The sequence below is a fragment of the Arthrobacter sp. P1_B11 genome (genome assembly GCF_056406715.1).
In genome coordinates this window covers 231408-248516 of record NZ_JBFTZQ010000007.1, presented here as the reverse complement: position 1 = coordinate 248516, position 17109 = coordinate 231408, and the positions used below count along the sequence as shown (strand labels likewise).

The window sequence follows — 17109 nt, the reverse complement described above, 5'->3', positions numbered from 1 at the left end:
GTCCGAGGGCGGTCAGCCGCGCCGGAACTTACAGTTCGGCGAGCTGTGCGCCGTCATAGAAATGCCCGGCCTTGTAGACCATGGGTGCCGTGTTGTCGATCTCGGCATGCCGTACCCGGCAGATAAAGACGGTGTGGGTCTTTGCTTGGAAGCGTTCCTGAATTTCGGCTTCGAGGGATGCGGCCGAGCCGTCCAGGAGCGGGCTTCCGTTCGGGCCCTCGTGCCAGTCGAGTTCCGCAAACTTGTCCGGGGCCTTGGAAGCGAACACACGGACTGTGTCCTTCTGCCCTGTTCCCAGGATGTTGATGCCGAGGTGGCTCGAGGAGAAGAGCGCAGGGTAGGTGCTTGAGGTCTTCTGGACGCAGACGAGCACTAGTGGCGGCTCGATGGAGACTGAGCAGTAGGAGTTTGCTGCCAGTCCTTTGGGGGTTTCGCCTTCCTTGGTGGTGACCACGGTGACGCCCGTGATGAATTGGCGGTTGAACGCCTTCATCAGGTCTGCGTCAAGTTCGGGAAAGTCGCCGCCGTCTCCAACCTCCGGCGCGGCGATCCCGCGCAAGGGGCGAATCCCAAGACCAGCGAGCAGTTCGCTCCCGTCCCACGTGACCGTTTCCTTCGTGATCTTCCCGTCTTGGAGGATCAGGATGTTCGAGCCCCTGGTCTGAACGGTAAGTCCTGTTGCCGGGACGCCGAGGTATTCCTGGGTGTGGGTGCCAGTGGAGGTCCAGAAGACGGCCACTGTTTCCGAGCCTTCGACGATGTCATCGATGGTCGTGCGCAGGTCCGGGAAGGCTTCCCGTACTGCGGCGATCTCTTCTTTGAGACCAGTGATGTCGACGGTTGCGCCTGTCGCCTTACTGGTGCGCTTGTAGCCAGCTGCCACGAGGCCGTCGAGGGCATTGAGGTCACCCTTGTCCCAAGCAGCGAGCCAGGCTGATGTGATCAGCGGTTCAAGTGTCTGTTGCATACCAATGACGGTAAGGCAGATCACACGATCGAGTCAACAAAAATCTACAAAAACCCGCAATGGCGCGGAATTTGTGAACTTAGGCAAAAGGACGCACCTCTCCCTTGACTCCCTTCTTGCATGCAACATAAGCTGTGATGCATGCAAGAAGAAACGATGCTGAGTGTTGAGGCGGCTGAGCGGGAGAACCTCTTGGACAAGATCCGGATGCTGGTCCTGGGGGGTGACTTCCCGCCGGGTGCCGTTGTTCCGGAGGCTTTCCTTGCCCAGGAGTTCGACGTCAGCCGCACCCCTGTCCGGGAAGCCCTCAAGCAGCTTCAGCATGAGGGACTGGTGGAGATACGTCCCAAGGTGGGCACGTTCGTCCGCGAGCCCACCCGCAGGGAGATCATCGAGCTGTTCCAGATCAAGGAGTCCCTCGAAGGACTCGCAGCGTCGCTGCTCGCGCGCCGCGGTGGGACAACGGAATTGTCCGCGCTCCGCTTGAACCTCGAGGACTCCGAGGCCGCAGTCCTCACGAACGACACAGAGGCCTACGCCCGACTGGTACACGAGTTTCACTGGACCATCGTCCGGGGCTCGGACAACCTCAAGCTTGTCGAGCACTATGGACGGCTGATGAACCAGCTCGCATACCAGCGGCTGGTCCTGCGCACCGTTGAACACCCGGGCCGGCTCGCAGCCTCCACCCGGGAACACCGCGCAGTACTGGAAATGATCGAACACAAAGACCCCTTCGGCGCAGAAGCCGCCATGAGGAACCACGTCCATGCCTCGTCCCGAGAGGCCCTCACCGAACCGGTGCAGTCGCTCCGGAACTGAACCAACCACGAAAGGAAGCCATGCGCTTCTCCACATTCCCGGCCCTCGGCGCCCCCGTGGACCTCGCAGCCGAGGACTACGGTTCCCCTAAGCAGTCCGCCCTAGGCGGGACCAAATGTTGAACGACCAGGGCCTGGGCATCCGCAAGATCGTCTATTACAGCGAGGAGATCCTGCTCGAAAACGGCCTCTCCCCCGCCGTCCCGGCAGTGCGCGCAACTGCCGCGGCAGTCGTAGCCAACCCCTGGTTGGGTGGAAAGGCCACCAATGACCTGAACGAGGAAGTCATCCGGCTCGCCCCGGTGCTGGCACGCAAACTCACCCACGTGCTAACTAAGGAACTCGGGGGCGTGGACGCAATCGAAGCCTTCGGCAAGGCAGCGATTGTGGGCACCGACGGCGAGATTGAACACGGCGCCGCCCTCATCCACACGCCGTTCTTCGGCAACCTTGTTCGGGAATATTTCGACGGCGAATCGATCATCTGCTTCGCCGACGACCGGGCCGACGCCGGCGCCTCACTCGTCGTACCCCTTTGGCACAAGAACGCCGCCGCCACACGCACGCACTACCAAACCATCACCACCCGGATCAGCGACGCACCCCGGCCCGGAGAGATCGTCGTCGTCCTCGGCGCATCAACCGGACCCCGCCCGCACGCGCGTATCGGGGACCGGCTCACCGACCCCATCGTTAAAGCAGAAAACCTAGGAGAACTAGTTTCATGAGCATTCGAAAAATCGTCACCCTGACCGAAGACGTCCTCATCGAAGGTGGCCGGGAGGTCGCGCCGACTGCGCGGGTCGCCGTCGTCGCCGCCATCGTCAAGAACCCCTGGGCCGGGCAGGGCTTCGTTGAAGACCTCTCCGCCGGGATCGACGCCAACGCCTCCGACATCGGCGCCCTGCTCGCACCCCGCGTACTCGAAGCCCTCGGCGCCCCCGCCGAAGCCTACGGCAAAGCCGCCATCGTGGGCCTCAACGGTGAAATCGAGCACGGTTCAGGCCTCATCCACACCCTTGCCTTCGGAAACCACTTCCGTGACGCTGCCAACGCCACCACGCTACTGCCTGCCGTGGAAAAGCGCGGACCTGCCGGCGTCGTGTTCGACATTCCGCTCAAACACATCACCGATGCGACCATCCGCTCCCACCACCAGAGCATCGAGGTCCGGATCAACGACGCACCCCATGCTGACGAAATCGTGATCGCCCTCGCCGCGGCTGCCCAGGGACGCCCGCAGCAGCGCCTCGCGGCGTTCGCCACAGAAACGAAGTAGGTGACCTCCGTCGTGAGCCGCGTCCGCGTAGCCCTGATCCACGGCGTCGGCCTCGACGGTTCGATGTGGGGACCCCTGCGAGAATTCCTCGAACCGGAATACGATGTTCAGGTTCTCGAACTACTGGGCCACGGACACCGCGGAAAAGCTGCCCCCGAAGGCGTGACACTGGCAGAGCTCGCGGCGGACGTCGCGGAGCGCCTCGAACCGGGCACCCATGTCGTGGGGTTTTCACTGGGCGCCCTCGTCGCGCAGCATCTGGCCCGGTTCCGGCCCGATCTGGTTGCCTCCCTGGTATCCGTCGGATCGGTATGCGCCCGTACGGCCGAGGAACACGCCGCAGTGATGACGCGGCTGGCCTCAGCGGAATCAGACTTTCCGGCAACGGTGGAAGCATCAATCCGGCGGTGGTACCCGGAAGGGTCCCCCGTCCCGGCCGAAATCATCGAGGCGACGAGGGAAGTCCTGCTTCGCAATGACCCCGAGTCCTTCCTGGCCTGCTACCGCGTCTTCGCAACGGCAGACGCGGAAATCGCACCCGAACTCCCCCGGATCACCGTTCCGTCCCACGCCGTGACCGGTGAGCTGGACCCGGGGTCGACGCCGGAGATGAGCGCCCGGCTCGCAGCGGCCATCCCGGGCTGCACATATTCCGTCATCAGCGGGGCTCGTCACATGATGCCAGTGGAACGGCCCCAAGAGCTCGCCAACACCCTGACCGCTTTGTTCAAGGAGCATTCACATGTCCACTGATCGCCGCTACGAACACTTCATCAACGGCGTCTGGGTTCCGCCGTCATCCGGGGAATACTTCGACAGCACCAACCCGGCCACCCTCGATGTGCTGTACCAGGCCGCGCGCGGTAACGACGCCGACGTCGACCGGGCCGTGGCAGCCGCAGCGGCAGCCTTCGAAAATCCCGCATGGAGGGACCTCAGCCAGACGAAGCGTGGGCATCTTCTCCGCCGCCTGGGTGACTTGGTGGGCGAGCACGCGGACGAACTCGCCCGCATGGAATCCGAAGACAACGGCAAGCTCCTGAGGGAAATGCGCGCTCAGCTCGCCGCGATGCCCGAGTATTACTACTATTACGCCGGCCTGGCTGACAAGATCCAGGGCGATACCATCCCTGGCTCCAGCAGAGCGGTATTGAACTACACCCTTCGCGAGCCCCTCGGGGTCGTGGGTGCCATCACGCCATGGAACTCGCCGCTGACGCTGACGACCAGCAAGCTCGCCCCCGCCCTCGCGACGGGCAACACCATCGTGATCAAACCGTCCGAATACACCTCCGCCACCGTTCTGCGCCTGGCCGCGTTGGCCGACGAAGCCGGATTCCCGCCCGGTGTCATCAATGTCGTCACCGGCTTCGGCGCGGAAGCCGGTGCCGCGCTGGTCGAAGACCGCCGGCTGGCGAAAATCTCGTTCACCGGCAGCACAGCCACAGGTGCCCGCATCGCTTCCTCAACCGCGTCCCGCTTTATCGGCTCGACGCTTGAGCTGGGCGGCAAATCCCCCAACATCGTCTTCGCCGACGCGGACATAGCCAATGCGTCCATGGGAGTGGTGGCCGGCATCTTCGCCGCGGCCGGCCAGACGTGCATCGCCGGCAGCCGCGTCTTCGCGCACAAGTCCGTCTACGACGAACTGCTCGAACGGGTCGCCAACCGCGCCCGGAGCATCGTCATCGGCGACCCGCTCCTGGACGCCACCGAACTCGGGCCGCTGGCCTTCCAGGACCAGCGTGACAAGGTCGCCAGCTATGTCGATCTCGGCGTCTCCGAAGGTGCCACGGTCCTGACCGGCGGCGGCCGGCCCAACACCGGCCTCAATGGCTACTTCTTCGAACCCACGGTTCTGACCGATGTGGACAATTCCATGCGTGTGGTCAGGGAAGAGATTTTCGGCCCCGTCGCGGCGATCATGTCGTTTGAAACAGAGGAAGAGGTCCTGGCTCTGGCGAACGACACCAGCTACGGGCTGGCCGCCGGAATCTGGACCACCAACCTTTCCAGGGCGCACCGGATGGCGAGCCGCCTGGAGGCCGGCACCATCTGGGTCAACACCTACCGCGCCATGTCGCCCCAATCACCCCGGGAAGGCTTCAAGACCAGCGGCGTCGGCGTCGAACACGGCATCGAGAGCATCCGCGAATACACCAGGGTCAAGAGCGTCTGGATCAACACCGACGAATCGCCGCTCGCCGACCCCTTCATCATGAGGAGCTGAACACCTTGCCACTTATCGAAGTCTCGATCGCCCGGGGTCGGACCCCCGACCAGCTCCGCTCGCTCATCGACGAGCTGCATCGTGCCGCCGAACGCTCGGTGGGCGCGGCACCGGAAAACACCACCGTCATTGTCCGCGAAATCGAGCATGAACACTGGTCCCGCGGTAACCAAACCATCGCCGAACGCAACGCCGCATCCCAGGAAGCGGCACCCGCCCGGGCAGTACCGGCGAACATCGCCGCAGATCCAAGGAGTAACTAATGCGCTTTTCCCTCTTCGCCCACATGGAGCGCTGGGACGAGACCGTCTCGCACCGTGAATGCTTCGAAAACTTAACGGAACTTACCCTCATCGCGGAAGCCGGAGGGTTCAGCACCGTCTGGATTGGTGAACACCACTCGATGGAGTACACCATCTCTCCCAGCCCCATGCCCCAGCTTGCATACCTGGCAGCGCGCACTTCCCGCATCCGACTCGGCGCCGGAACGATCATTGCGCCCTTCTGGAACCCGCTCCGCGTCGCCGGCGAGACCGCGCTCCTGGATGTCATCAGCAACGGCCGAATGGAAGTGGGACTGGCACGCGGCGCCTACCAGTTCGAGTTCGACCGCCTCATGGGCGGCATGTCTGCAGTCGATGGCGGCAAGCACCTGCGCGAGCTCGTCCCGGCCGTGCGCGCGCTCTGGGAAGGTGACTACGCCCACGACGGCGAGGTCTGGCAGTTCCCGACCTCCACCAGCGTCCCCAAGCCTCTGCAGAAGCCGACCCCGCCCATGTGGATCGCCGCCCGCGACATCTCCTCGCACGAATTCGCCGTCGCCAACGGCTGCAACGTGATGGTGACACCGCTTATGAAGGGCGACGAGGAAGTAGAAGACCTTGCCCGCAAGTTCGACACCGCTGTGGAGAACAGCCCCGGCGTCCCCCGCCCGGACCTCATGGTGCTTCGCCACACGCATGTCCACGCCGCTGACGAGCCCGAGGGATGGCGGCGTCCGGCCGAGGGTATCCAGAAGTTCTACCGGACATTTGATGCCTGGTTCGGAAACAAGACCACTCCCAAGAACGGTTTCCTCGAGCCCAGCCCGGCAGAGAAGTTCGCCGACCGTCCGGAGTTCACGCCCGAGTCCCTCCACCAGACCGCGATGATCGGAACGCCTGAGGAGGTTATCGAGCGGCTTCGCCACTACGAGGCACTCGGCGTAAACGAGTTCAGCATCTGGGCTGACAACAGCCTGACCCATGAGGAGAAGAAACGCTCGCTCGAACTCTTCATCAAGCACGTCGTACCGGCCTTCCAGGAGCAGACGGCTACCGCGGCACGCTGATGCCAACCAATGGCTAAGCCACGACGATGGCTCCCCGGCACTGCAGGCCGGCGTCGGTTCCAGGTGACTGGACCCGGCTCCAGCCTGCAGTGCGCAGCTAGTTAAGAGTCCACATTTCCACGAGCTGAGGCGCCTCCGCGCCATCCCCTTCATCATCCGGAGCTAGGAATATGCTCCTCGCCGACAGCGCCCGTATGCCTCGGACCCGGCAAGAGCGGACCTCCTGCTTGCCCCGAAAACTATGCGAGCGGGAGATGCTCCAAGAGGGTACTCCGGCGACTCTATCTTGCCGAAATAGCCAGGAAGCGGATGGGCAGATCCAGGAGTTCCAGCGGGCCGTGAGGGCCTTCGCCGTCGAGAAGCAGGGAGTCCCCGGCCTCCATGGTGTATTCGTAGGCCCCGTGGCCGTAAATCATCCTGCCGGAGAGCATATAGATGAATTCCGTTCCGGGATGCTGGAACAGCGGGAACACATCCGAGGCATCAGTCAGCGTGACGAGGGTTGGCTCGAGGGCGTCAGTGCGGCCTTTGAGGGTACCGAGCACACGGTATTCATGCCCGTGCTGAGTGCCGCTGCGTACGGTCAGGCTTCCCTGGCCGTTCTTGGTGAACGTCGCGTCCCGGTCGGTGTCCGCGCCGCGGAACAGGGCCGTGACCGGTATTTTCAGCCCGTCAGCGAGCCGCTGCAATGTGGTGAGCGAACACGAGGTGCTGGCGGACTCAATTTTGGAAATCATCGCCTTCGACAGCCCGGTCCGCGCTGCAAGTTCGGCCGCCGACAGCCCCTGGGCGGTCCGGTAGCGGCGCAGCTGCCCGGCTATGACACGTTCGAGCTTGCCTGCCACTCCGTCTTCTGCAGCCTCTACTGACATGCCCGTCTCCCCGTCAGTCTGGTTGGTCACCCAGCCATCATAGGCAGGGCGATGGCTCTATCCGATTATGCGGGCCTCGCCCAGCAGGCCGGCGAGAACGTCGGCCAGGGCCCGGGCCCCAGTTTCGGCGTCTGCGTCGTCGACGAGTTCCTCCGGGGAATGCGAGATCCCTGTCGGGTTCCTGACGAACAGCATGGCAGTGGGGATGTGACCGGCAAGCACTCCGGCATCGTGGCCGGCCCCGGTGGCCAGGACCGGGGCAGCCGGGAGCAGGGTCCGGAGCTGGTCACGCAGGCCGGCGTCAAAGTGGACGGTGGGGCTGAGGGATTCGACGCCGAAGGACACCGTGCAGTCTTCCTCGGCGGCGATGACCTGAGCGTTGAGGTGGACGGATTCGACGAGGGCTGCGGTGACTTCATCCCGGGGGTGCCGGACATCGATCCACATCTCAACCCGGGAGGCGATGACGTTGGTCCCTCCGGGGACGGGCTGCAGCCGGCCCACTGTCGCGCGGGCATCCTTGTAGTTCCTGGCTATATCCCGGATGCCGATCATGATCTTGGCTGCGGCGATCATCGGATCCTTGCGGTCCATCATCAGCGTCGTTCCGGCGTGGTTGCCCTGGCCCTTCACTGACAGCTTCCACCGGCCGTGGCCCAGGATGGAGGAGCCGATGGCCACCGGCTGGCGCAGGTCGATGAGGCCCCTGCCCTGTTCTACGTGGAGTTCAACGAACAGGCCCAGCTGCTGGAGGGTTTTGTGGTCGGCGCCGATGAACCGGGGGTCCTGTCCGTTGGCCGCGGCCACGTCGGCATAGGTGTTTCCGTCCGCGTCCCTGAGATTGCGTGCCTTGTTCGGATCCAGGGCGCCGGTGAGCAGGCGCGACCCCAGGCAGGCGACACCGAATCGGGAGCCCTCCTCTTCCGGAAAGATGGCGATGACCAGCGGCCTGCGGGGCCGGAAGCCCCTGTTCTTGAGAATGTCGACGGCGACCAGCGCGGAGGCCACGCCCAGTGGGCCGTCGTATTCACCGCCGCCGGGAACGGAGTCGAGGTGGCTGCCCGTAACGACGGCATCCTTCCGTGTACCGGTGGCAGTGTCCCACCACGCCCAGATGATCCCGTTGTGGTCGGTGGCGACGTCCAGTCCGCGCCGGCCGGCCTGCTCGATGAACCAGCTCCGCAGCTCGGTTTCGGCATTCGAGAAAACCGGCCGGGAATATCCGCCGCGGCGAGCGTCTGTCCCGACGCCGGAGATGTCCCGCATAAGGCCCGTTACGGTGCCGGTCGCCGGTTTGGTGGCGGAAGAAGTCACGGGCTGTTCCGTTTCTGTAGGTGTGCTTTGGAGTGCCCCGGCCTGCTGGTGCTGGCCGGTTGTTGATACTGGCCGATCAGCGGGTGCTGATGCGGGTGGTTGCCTGACGGAACCGGGCCGGGACATCGCCGCTGCCGGTGGCCAAGCCGGCCGCCCACCGCCCGATCAGCGGCGCGAACTTCGCACCGTGCCCCGAGCACGGGGATAGGATGGTGATCCCGTCCGCCCTGTCGATGAGGAAGTCCTCATTCGGGGTGTTGGTGAACAGGCACGTGGTCTCGGCGTACGGCTCGGGGTCAACGCCGGGCAGATATTTTCGCACGTAGTCCACTACGCGGCGGCGGTTGTCGGGGTCCACGAGGCCGGTTTGGGCGGCGGCCGACGGGATGAACTTTCCGCCGTTGTACTCAGCGACTTTCTGCCCGGCGAAGCCGGCATCCCGTCCCCCGGGCAGGCCGTAGGTTTGGATGGCCGCGCTTTTGTGGATGAAGGTGGGCCATGCCGGAGCGCTGCCGGGATCGCGGTAGTGGAAGTGGTAGGCCTGCTCCTGCCGGACGGTGATCTCGGGCAGGCCGGCAAGGAACCCGGCGGGGAGATCCAGCTGTCCCAGCAGTGACGGCAGCCAGCCGCCTGCGCTGACGATCACGTTTCCGGCGTCGATGGCCTCCCCCGCTGCCGAGTGGACGCGGTAGCCGGCACCCCGCCGCTCCAGGCTCGCGACGTTCCAACCGGTCAGCAGCCTGGCGCCGTGCTTCAGTGCTTGGTCGATCATCGCGTTCACGGAACGTTCGGCGTCGATCACCCCTGCTCCCGGGTGCCAGAGCACGGGCGTGTCGAAGGCAATCTGCGGCCACCGTGATCGTGCGTCGGCAGCGCTGAGGAGTTCATGCTCCACGCCAGTGTCTGCCAGGATCCCGGCCAGGTGTTCCGGCTGCCGTTCGGGCCCGTAGTCCACGGCCCCGGCAGGGGTGATCAGGTCCAGTGCGCCGGCCCGGCCGAGTTCATCCCAAAGGGTTTTGGCTTCGATGACTGCCCGGGTGTAGAACTCGTCCGGGTAGGCATAACGGAAGATCCGGGCGGACCCGTGGGAGCTGCCGTCATGGGCCGCCGGAACTGAGCGCTCCAGGATGGTCACGTCATGGCCTTGGGAGGAGAGTTGCCAGGCGGTGGCGGCGCCGGCCAGTCCGGCGCCGACCACAACATATTCGGCGGATTCCGGCATTACGTGGCTCCGGGGATCCAGGACGTGCCAGCCAGGGGAACCCGCGCCATGGCGGATGCTTCGATGGTCAGGGCCACGAGGTCTTCGGGTTCAAGGTTGTGCAGGTGCGATTTTCCGCATGCCCGGGCGATGGTCTGGGCCTCCATGGTCAGGACGCGGACGTAGTTGGCCAGGCGCCGTCCGCCGGCGATAGGGTCCAGCCGGGAGGAGAGTTCCGGGTCCTGGGTGGTGATGCCGGCGGGGTCGCGGCCGTCCTGGAAGTCGTCGTAGTAGCCTGCGGCAGAGCCGAGGGCGGCGTATTCGGCGGCGTAGCGGGGATCGTTGTCGCCCAGTGCGATCAGCGCGGCGGTACCGATGGCCACGGCGTCCGCACCCAGGGCCATGGCTTTGGCGACGTCGGCGCCGGTGCGGATGCCGCCGGAGACGATGAGCTGGACCTTGCGGTGCAGGCCCAGCTCCTGCAGGGCCTGAACGGCCTGCGGGATCGCAGCCAGAGTGGGGATCCCCACGTTCTCGATGAAGACCTGTTGGGTCGCGGCGGTGCCGCCCTGCATTCCGTCGACGACGACGACGTCGGCTCCGGCCTTCACGGCCAGGGCGGTGTCGTAGTACGGGCGGGCGGCGCCGATCTTGACGTAGATGGGGGTCTTCCAGTCGGTGATCTCACGCAGTTCGCCAATCTTGATTTCCAGGTCGTCCGGGCCGGTCCAGTCCGGGTGGCGGCTGGCGGAGCGCTGATCGATGCCGACGGGCAGGGTGCGCATGCCGGCGACGCGCTCGGTGATCTTCTGTCCCAGCAGCATGCCGCCGCCGCCGGGCTTGGCACCCTGGCCGAGCACGATCTCGATGGCGTCCGCCTTGCGCAGGTCATCCGGATTCATCCCGTAGCGGGAGGGCAGGTACTGGTAGACAAGGTGCTTGGACTGGCCGCGCTCCTCAGGCGTCATGCCGCCGTCGCCCGTAGTGGTGGAGGTGCCCACCTCGGACGCGCCACGCCCCAGCGCTTCCTTGGCGTTGGCGGACAGCGCGCCGAAGCTCATCCCAGCGATGGTCACCGGGGTCTGCAGGTGCAGCGGACGGGAAGCATGCCGGTCACCGAGGACGACGTCGGTGTCGCACTTTTCGCGGTAGCCCTCCAGCGGGTAGCGGGACATCGAGGCGCCCAGGAACAGCAGGTCATCGAAGTGCGGGACCTTCCGTTTGGCGCCCCAGCCGCGGATGTCATATACGCCGGTCGCGGCAGCGCGCTGGATGTCCGCGATGGTGGCCCGGTCGAAGGTAGCGGACTCGCGCAGGCCCAGCTCAGCAATGTTTCGGGGACGCTCCTGGGCGGGGAGAACCGTATCCTGGGGCAGTGAGGTGATGGTCATGAGGGGTTGTCCTTTAGTACGACGTCGAGTTGTGGACGCTGAAGTGGTAGAGGCTCCGTGCCGAGCCGTAGCGTGTGAAGTCCGCCGGATTATCGGCGCGTCCGGCGGCAGTGAGCAGGCCGGCGACTTCCTCGAGGTGTTCGGATTCCATCGGCTTTTCGATGCAGTCAGCACCCAGAGACGCCACGGTCCCCTTGACGTAGATCCGGGCTTCGTAGATGGAGTCGCCCAGCGCGTCACCGGCGTCGCCGCAGACCACGAGCCGGCCGGCCTGGGCCATGAACGCAGACATGTGCCCGATATTGCCGCCCACCACGATGTCCACGCCCTTCATGGAGATCCCGCACCGGGCCCCGGCATTGCCGTCGATGACCACGAGTCCGCCGTGCCCGGTGGCCGCAGCCGATTGGGAGGCGTCGCCGTGCACGTGCACCTTGCCGGACATGATGTTCTCTGCGAGTCCGACGCCGGCATTGCCGGTGACGGTCACCTCGCCCTTTTGGTGCATTCCGGCCGCGTAGTATCCGGCGTGGCCGTTGATGGTGACGCTGACGTCGGCGTTGATGCCCACCGCGAGGCTGTGCTTGCCTTCCGGGTTGGTGACGGTCCAGGCCTGCCCGTCGGCGGCGTCATGAAGGGCATGGTTCAGTTCCCGGACCGTGCCGCCGGCCAGGTCAACGCTGAAGGAATCAAGGGTGGTTTCCAAGTTTTCGGGGGCTGTCAGAGTGACCATGTGTAGACCTTTCCGGGTTCCGGTTCCAAGATGCGGGCGTTTTCGATGCCGGGCAGGGCAGCCAGGGCCCGGTATTCGGAGGCCATGGCGACGTAGTCGGCGGTTTCGGCGATGATGGCCGGCTTGCAGGCGATCGGGTCCCGGACCACGGCCATGCTGTCGGCGGTGGTGACCACCAGGGTGTAGAAGCCGTCAAAGACCTTGCCCAGGTTGGTCAGCGCGGTTTCCAGATCATCGCCCTGCTGCAGGCGGGAGGCGATGTAACGGGCCCCCACCTCGGTGTCGTTGTCGGAGTCGAACACCACACCGTCGCGCACGAGGCCCCGCCGGATGGTGGCGTGGTTGGAGAAGGAGCCGTTATGCACCAGGCACAGGTCGTCCGCGACGGAAAAGGGGTGGGAGCCTCCGGCGGTGACGGCGGACTCGGTGGCCATGCGGGTGTGGGACAAGCCCTGGCTTCCGGCCAGGGCTTCCAGCCCGTGCTCCGCCGCGATGTCCATCGGGTGGCCCACGCTCTTCATCACGGCTACGTGCTCGCCGCGGCCGATGATCGTGGAGCCCCGGAGGGTTTCGCTGACGGCCTTCACCAGCAGACCGGTGTCGACGGCGGCGCTCACCAGGGTGGTGTCCCCCACAACCCTGACGGCGGTGGATGCGGAGACGGGCAGCAGGGTTTCCAACGCTGCGGTGATGTCACCGACCGGCATGCCCTGGTCCTTGCCCAAGAGGCTCAGGGTGGCGGTGCCCTTGGACACCAGTCCCGGGGTGTCGTAGACGGCGAGTCCGGCGGAGTCCGGTCCGCGGTCCACGATCTGGCACATCATGGAGGACAGGAGGCTGCCCATCTGGGGGTGCAGCCGGGGATTGCGCAGCTGCAGCGCGGCGATTCCGCACATATTGTGTGTCCTTTTCTAGTGGTTGTCAGATCGAGGTCAGGTAGGTTCTGATTTCCCAGTCGCTGACCTGGTTGTGCCAGCTCAGGAACTCTTCTTCCTTGGCGTCCGCGTAGTACTTTCCGATCTCGGCGTCGCCGCTGAGGCTGGCGAGGATGACCGGGTCACGACGAAGGGCCTCGACGGCGTGCAGGAGCGTCGCGGGAAGGGAGTGGGCATCCGGGCGGGCTTCACCCGGGCCCGATGGCGCACCCGGGTCGGTTCCTTTCGCGACTCCGTCCAAGCCGGCTTCGATCGCCGTGGCGATGGCGAGGTACGGGTTGGCGGAACCGTCCCCGGAGCGGAGTTCGATGCGTTTTTCGTCCGGGACGCGGATCATGTGTGTGCGGTCGTTGCCCCCGAACGAAGCCTTCCTTGGAGACCACGTGGCACCGGAGGAGCTGGTGGTCGCCCCTGAGCGCTTGTACGAATTGACCGTCGGTGCCAGGAAGGCCTGGAGTGCCGGGGCGTGCTCCAGCACTCCGCCGATAAAGGAGTAGGCGAGCTCCGACAGCCCCAGTCCGCGTTCGCCGTCGTCCCCCGGAAACAGCGCTTCCGCGCCGGACCACAGGGACAGATGGAAATGCAGGCCCGTGCCGGTCCTGTCCGTAAACGGTTTAGGCATGAACGTGGCGGTCATCCCGCGTTGTTCCGCGAGGATGTTCAGGATGTAGCGCAGGGTGACCACGCGGTCCGCCGTGGTGAGGGCGTCGGCGTAGTTGAAGTTCTGTTCGAACTGTCCGGCCGCGTCCTCGTGGTCGTTGGCGTAATTGCCCCAGCCCAGGCCATTCATCGCTTCGGAAATGGACGTCAGGTGCTCATACATGCGGGTGACGCCGCGGGCGTCGTAGCAGGGGCGGGGCGAGTCATCACGGGAATCGGCCGTGCTCAGGGAGCCATCAGGGTCCTTGTTGACCAGGAAGTACTCAACTTCCGCGCCGATCTTGGCCTGCATTCCTTTTCCTGCCAGACGGCCGAGCGTGTTCTTCAGGATCACCCTGGGGGCGAAGGGCCACGGCTTGCCGTCCACGTGCGGGTCGCAGTGGATGATCGCCAGGCCCTCCTTGATGAACGGCACAGGGGTAAATGAGGTGAGGTCGGGAACTGCGATGAGGTCCGAATCCTGGGGCTTCTGCCCGATGAGCCCTGCGGCGTAGCCGGCGAAACCCATGGCGCCGGCTTCGAGCTCATCCGCGGCTTCGACGGGAACGAGCTTGGCGCAGGGCTTGCCGGTCATGTCCACGAACGTGGCCAGGAGGAACCGCACGTCGTGGGCCTTGGCGATGTCCGCGAGGGAAATCTGTCCGGCTTCGGCCGGCACCGATTGCTCGGTGAGTACTTCAGGGGTTGCGACACTGGTCATCGGAACTGTCCTGTTCAAATTGGTGTTACCTGCGGTGAAACCTTGTTGAACCACAGTAGTCAAAGCGATGTTACGGCCGTACTCCCCGAGTGTTAAATCCGTGTGTCGCGGTATGGCGGCGAACGCAACCGGAATTTTACGTGCGCGAAACCCGCAATCGTTCACTGTCATGAATCATGGTTTCATCCCGCGGTTGCGTTGAGTTCCTCCGCTTCCGCCGGATATTGACTTCCACCCCTTTTGATTGGAGTTCCATGAATTCTGGAGACGTCGCCTGGATCCTGGCCGCAGGCGCACTGCTGTGCATCATGATTCCCGGCCTTGCCCTGTTCTACGGCGGCATGGTCGGGTCCCGCAGAATCCTGAACATGATGATGATGTGCTTCGGCGGAATGAGCATCGTCGCCGTCCTGTGGGCCGTGTTCGGCTACTCCATGGTCTTCGGCAATTCCATCGGCGGTGCCGGACTGCTTGGTGATGTCACCGAGTACTTCGGGATGGAGAAACTGCTGGCCGAGGACCCTAACGCACCCATCCCCGCGGCGCTGTTCGCGGCCTTCCAGCTGTTCTTTGCCGGTATCACCACGGCCATCATCGCCGGGGCTGCGGCGGGCCGAATGAAGTTCGGCGCGTGGGTGACGTTCGCCGCGCTTTGGGCAACCCTGGTCTACTTTCCCGTCGCCCACTGGGTATTCGCGTTCAGCTCGACGGACGGCTCGGTGACCGGCGGCTGGATCGTCAACAGCCTCAAAGCCATCGACTTCGCCGGCGGAACCGCCGTCCACATGAACGCCGGCATCGCGGCCCTCGCCCTCGCCCTGGTCCTCGGACGCAGCGCCGGCTGGCCCAAGAGCGAACACACCAAGCCCCACAGCCGGCCGCTGGTACTGGTCGGTGCCGGGCTCCTGTGGGCCGGCTGGTTCGGCTTCAACGCCGGCTCCGCGCTCACCGCCGGGCAGGCCGCCTCCGTAGTGTTCCTCAACACCGCCGTCGCCGCGTGCGCCGGCCTTCTATCGTGGGCCTTGGTGGAACGCATCAGGCTTGGCAGCGCCAGCAGCATGGGCGCCGCCTCCGGCCTCATCTCTGCCCTCGTTGCCATCACCCCGGCCTGCGGCGCCGTCAGCCCACTCGGCGCCCTCGCCATCGGACTCATCGCCGGCGCCGTCTGCTCCCTGGCAATCGAACTGAAATTCCGGCTCGGCTTCGACGATTCACTCGACGTCGTCGGCGTCCACCTGGTGGGCGGCATCCTCGGAACGCTCCTGATCGGCTTTTTCGCCACGGAGGCCGCGCCCAACAAGGTCAACGGGCTCTTCTACGGCGGTGGATTTGGACTGCTCGGCGTCCAGGCACTGGCAACCCTGGCCGTGCTTGCCTATTCCTTCGTCGTGACATGGGTCATCGCAAAGGTCCTCAACGTCACAATGGGCCTGCGCGTGCATGAGGCCGATGAACTTCGCGGCATAGACATCGCCGCACACTCGGAGGCCGCATACCTCAGCGACGAGGAACCCGTAGAACTCGGCTCCCCGAGCCGTGCCTAAGGCGGCAGAAGACAGTCCGCTGCTTCTGATGCCTCCAGGCCCCACCGGCCGCCTGCCGCGCATCCCGTGGAGGAACGCGGCAGGCATCACCCGGGAAGTTGCCGTAGATACGGCTCCGGCAGGGTCGCCATGCTTCCGATGGAGGCTCAATGTGGGCGGCATTGACCACGACGGCGCTGGTTCTGCGTGTCTAGTCCACCCGCCCCACGAAGTGCTCGTAGGGTCAAAACATGCCGAGAGGACGAGCGGAGAACGGGCCGGGAGCTCATCCCCTCTTGGTGGGCCAAACCTCGATCGATGACGTTCTGAAGGAGCAGTACGACCTGACTCCCCAACTGCCTCTGCATTGGGGCGCTTTTCAGACCACTCCACCAGGCCAACGCCGCGATCCCGCCGACTCGGAACCCGTGGCTCCAAGGGTCCGGTGAGAACCGCCAAGAACGAATCAACATCAGCACTCGTCCGAAAGACTGCGGGGACAAACGGGATTGCGGGCAGCCTCCAACCTGAGCAAGCCCAAAGCGAGGCGGCATACAGCGCGCCGGCCAGCTGCTTCGATTAGGGCGCTGTCGTCTCCCTATGGGCCAGCCACCGATAGGCGTCGTTACGTCACCTTGCGCCAGCAATCCGCCAAACACTGATTCCCGCGGCCTGAGGGTGCCATTTGCAACTACCCGGTCCTGACATATGGTGATACGCACCACACGATTTCCGTGTGGGACTAAAGGAGACTCTCATGCTGCTTTGGATAGCGATCATTATCGCAGTTCTCTGGCTTCTCGGCCTGCTCGGCAACATCGGCGGCGGGTTAATTCACATACTTTTGGTCATCGCCGTGGTCGTCTTGATCATCCACTTCATCCGCGGCAGGTCACGCGTTTAGATACGAAACTCTGGTCCGCCGCTGCGGGACGGCGAGATGTGAGCTGTTGCCGCATTCTCGGGCAAGGCTCTGAAGTTGACCACATTCTTCAATCGTCTCTGCGATCCGGTCGCCTCCGCCGTCTGTCCGCCAGATTGTCTGGGAGCTGGTGCGCAGCGTGAAGCAGCGCCCGAGCTTTAGGGAAGCCCCCAAGTAGAACCGCAGCTAGACGGATCGAGCATCCACGAAACCGCGCTGACGAATCCTCAG

The 17109-nt window shown here is 64.7% G+C and carries 18 protein-coding genes; 10 read left to right on the top strand and 8 right to left on the bottom strand.

What is annotated here, in order from left to right; genetic code table 11:
* Positions 1-28: 28 nt before the first annotated feature.
* Positions 29-967: a flavin reductase gene (locus AC1D14_RS08315; protein WP_230117801.1), complete on the bottom strand. Its 939-nt coding sequence runs from the start codon at positions 965-967 to the stop codon at positions 29-31.
* A gap of 141 nt (positions 968-1108) precedes the next feature.
* Between AC1D14_RS08315 and AC1D14_RS08310 the strand changes: the two genes are divergently transcribed.
* The 7 genes from AC1D14_RS08310 to AC1D14_RS08280 all read left to right on the top strand — a co-directional run bounded on the left by AC1D14_RS08310 (position 1109) and on the right by AC1D14_RS08280 (position 6627).
* Entirely contained in the window at positions 1109-1789 is a 681-nt protein-coding gene (locus AC1D14_RS08310) for a GntR family transcriptional regulator (RefSeq protein WP_476881559.1), read from the top strand.
* Positions 1790-1904: 115 nt separating this feature from the next.
* The gene (locus tag AC1D14_RS08305; protein ID WP_230117803.1) at positions 1905-2516 is read left to right on the top strand and encodes an amino acid synthesis family protein; all 612 of its coding nucleotides are present in this window, start codon (positions 1905-1907) and stop codon (positions 2514-2516) included.
* The gene (locus tag AC1D14_RS08300) at positions 2513-3067 is read left to right on the top strand and encodes an amino acid synthesis family protein (protein WP_230117804.1); all 555 of its coding nucleotides are present in this window, start codon (positions 2513-2515) and stop codon (positions 3065-3067) included. Before AC1D14_RS08305 ends, AC1D14_RS08300 begins: the two co-directional genes overlap by 4 nt.
* Complete coding sequence (locus AC1D14_RS08295; protein ID WP_230117805.1) at positions 3068-3820, top strand: alpha/beta fold hydrolase; 753 nt, start codon at positions 3068-3070, stop codon at positions 3818-3820.
* Positions 3810-5297: an aldehyde dehydrogenase gene (locus tag AC1D14_RS08290; RefSeq protein WP_230117806.1), complete on the top strand. Its 1488-nt coding sequence runs from the start codon at positions 3810-3812 to the stop codon at positions 5295-5297. Before AC1D14_RS08295 ends, AC1D14_RS08290 begins: the two co-directional genes overlap by 11 nt.
* A gap of 5 nt (positions 5298-5302) precedes the next feature.
* The gene (locus AC1D14_RS08285; protein WP_354962131.1) at positions 5303-5560 is read left to right on the top strand and encodes a tautomerase family protein; all 258 of its coding nucleotides are present in this window, start codon (positions 5303-5305) and stop codon (positions 5558-5560) included.
* Positions 5560-6627, top strand: a complete 1068-nt coding sequence (locus tag AC1D14_RS08280) for an LLM class flavin-dependent oxidoreductase (protein ID WP_230117807.1) — start codon at positions 5560-5562, stop codon at positions 6625-6627. Before AC1D14_RS08285 ends, AC1D14_RS08280 begins: the two co-directional genes overlap by 1 nt.
* A gap of 281 nt (positions 6628-6908) precedes the next feature.
* Here AC1D14_RS08280 and AC1D14_RS08275 read toward each other — a convergent pair whose 3' ends face one another.
* The 7 genes from AC1D14_RS08275 to glnT all read right to left on the bottom strand — a co-directional run bounded on the left by AC1D14_RS08275 (position 6909) and on the right by glnT (position 14433).
* On the bottom strand, positions 6909-7529 hold the full coding sequence (locus tag AC1D14_RS08275; RefSeq protein WP_230117808.1) for a helix-turn-helix domain-containing protein: 621 nt from the start codon (positions 7527-7529) through the stop codon (positions 6909-6911).
* A gap of 27 nt (positions 7530-7556) precedes the next feature.
* Complete coding sequence (locus AC1D14_RS08270; protein ID WP_476881558.1) at positions 7557-8813, bottom strand: allantoate amidohydrolase; 1257 nt, start codon at positions 8811-8813, stop codon at positions 7557-7559.
* A 76-nt stretch (positions 8814-8889) separates the two neighbouring features.
* Complete coding sequence (locus tag AC1D14_RS08265; protein ID WP_476881557.1) at positions 8890-10035, bottom strand: FAD-dependent oxidoreductase; 1146 nt, start codon at positions 10033-10035, stop codon at positions 8890-8892.
* Positions 10035-11405, bottom strand: a complete 1371-nt coding sequence (locus AC1D14_RS08260; protein ID WP_230117810.1) for an FMN-binding glutamate synthase family protein — start codon at positions 11403-11405, stop codon at positions 10035-10037. Before AC1D14_RS08260 ends, AC1D14_RS08265 begins: the two co-directional genes overlap by 1 nt.
* 13 nt (positions 11406-11418) lie before the next feature.
* Entirely contained in the window at positions 11419-12138 is a 720-nt protein-coding gene (locus AC1D14_RS08255) for a GltB/FmdC/FwdC-like GXGXG domain-containing protein (RefSeq protein WP_230117811.1), read from the bottom strand.
* Positions 12126-13034: a class II glutamine amidotransferase domain-containing protein gene (locus AC1D14_RS08250; RefSeq protein WP_476881556.1), complete on the bottom strand. Its 909-nt coding sequence runs from the start codon at positions 13032-13034 to the stop codon at positions 12126-12128. The genes AC1D14_RS08255 and AC1D14_RS08250 overlap by 13 nt, the downstream gene beginning before the upstream one ends.
* A gap of 25 nt (positions 13035-13059) precedes the next feature.
* Positions 13060-14433: a type III glutamate--ammonia ligase gene (glnT, locus tag AC1D14_RS08245; protein ID WP_230117813.1), complete on the bottom strand. Its 1374-nt coding sequence runs from the start codon at positions 14431-14433 to the stop codon at positions 13060-13062.
* A gap of 254 nt (positions 14434-14687) precedes the next feature.
* Between glnT and AC1D14_RS08240 the strand changes: the two genes are divergently transcribed.
* From AC1D14_RS08240 to AC1D14_RS08230, 3 genes are all read left to right on the top strand, one after another.
* On the top strand, positions 14688-15977 hold the full coding sequence (locus tag AC1D14_RS08240) for an ammonium transporter (RefSeq protein ID WP_230117814.1): 1290 nt from the start codon (positions 14688-14690) through the stop codon (positions 15975-15977).
* A gap of 28 nt (positions 15978-16005) precedes the next feature.
* Entirely contained in the window at positions 16006-16278 is a 273-nt protein-coding gene (locus AC1D14_RS08235; RefSeq protein ID WP_354962132.1) for a HutD family protein, read from the top strand.
* Positions 16279-16713: 435 nt separating this feature from the next.
* Positions 16714-16860, top strand: a complete 147-nt coding sequence (locus AC1D14_RS08230) for a lmo0937 family membrane protein (RefSeq protein ID WP_230117815.1) — start codon at positions 16714-16716, stop codon at positions 16858-16860.
* Positions 16861-17109 lie beyond the last annotated feature (249 nt).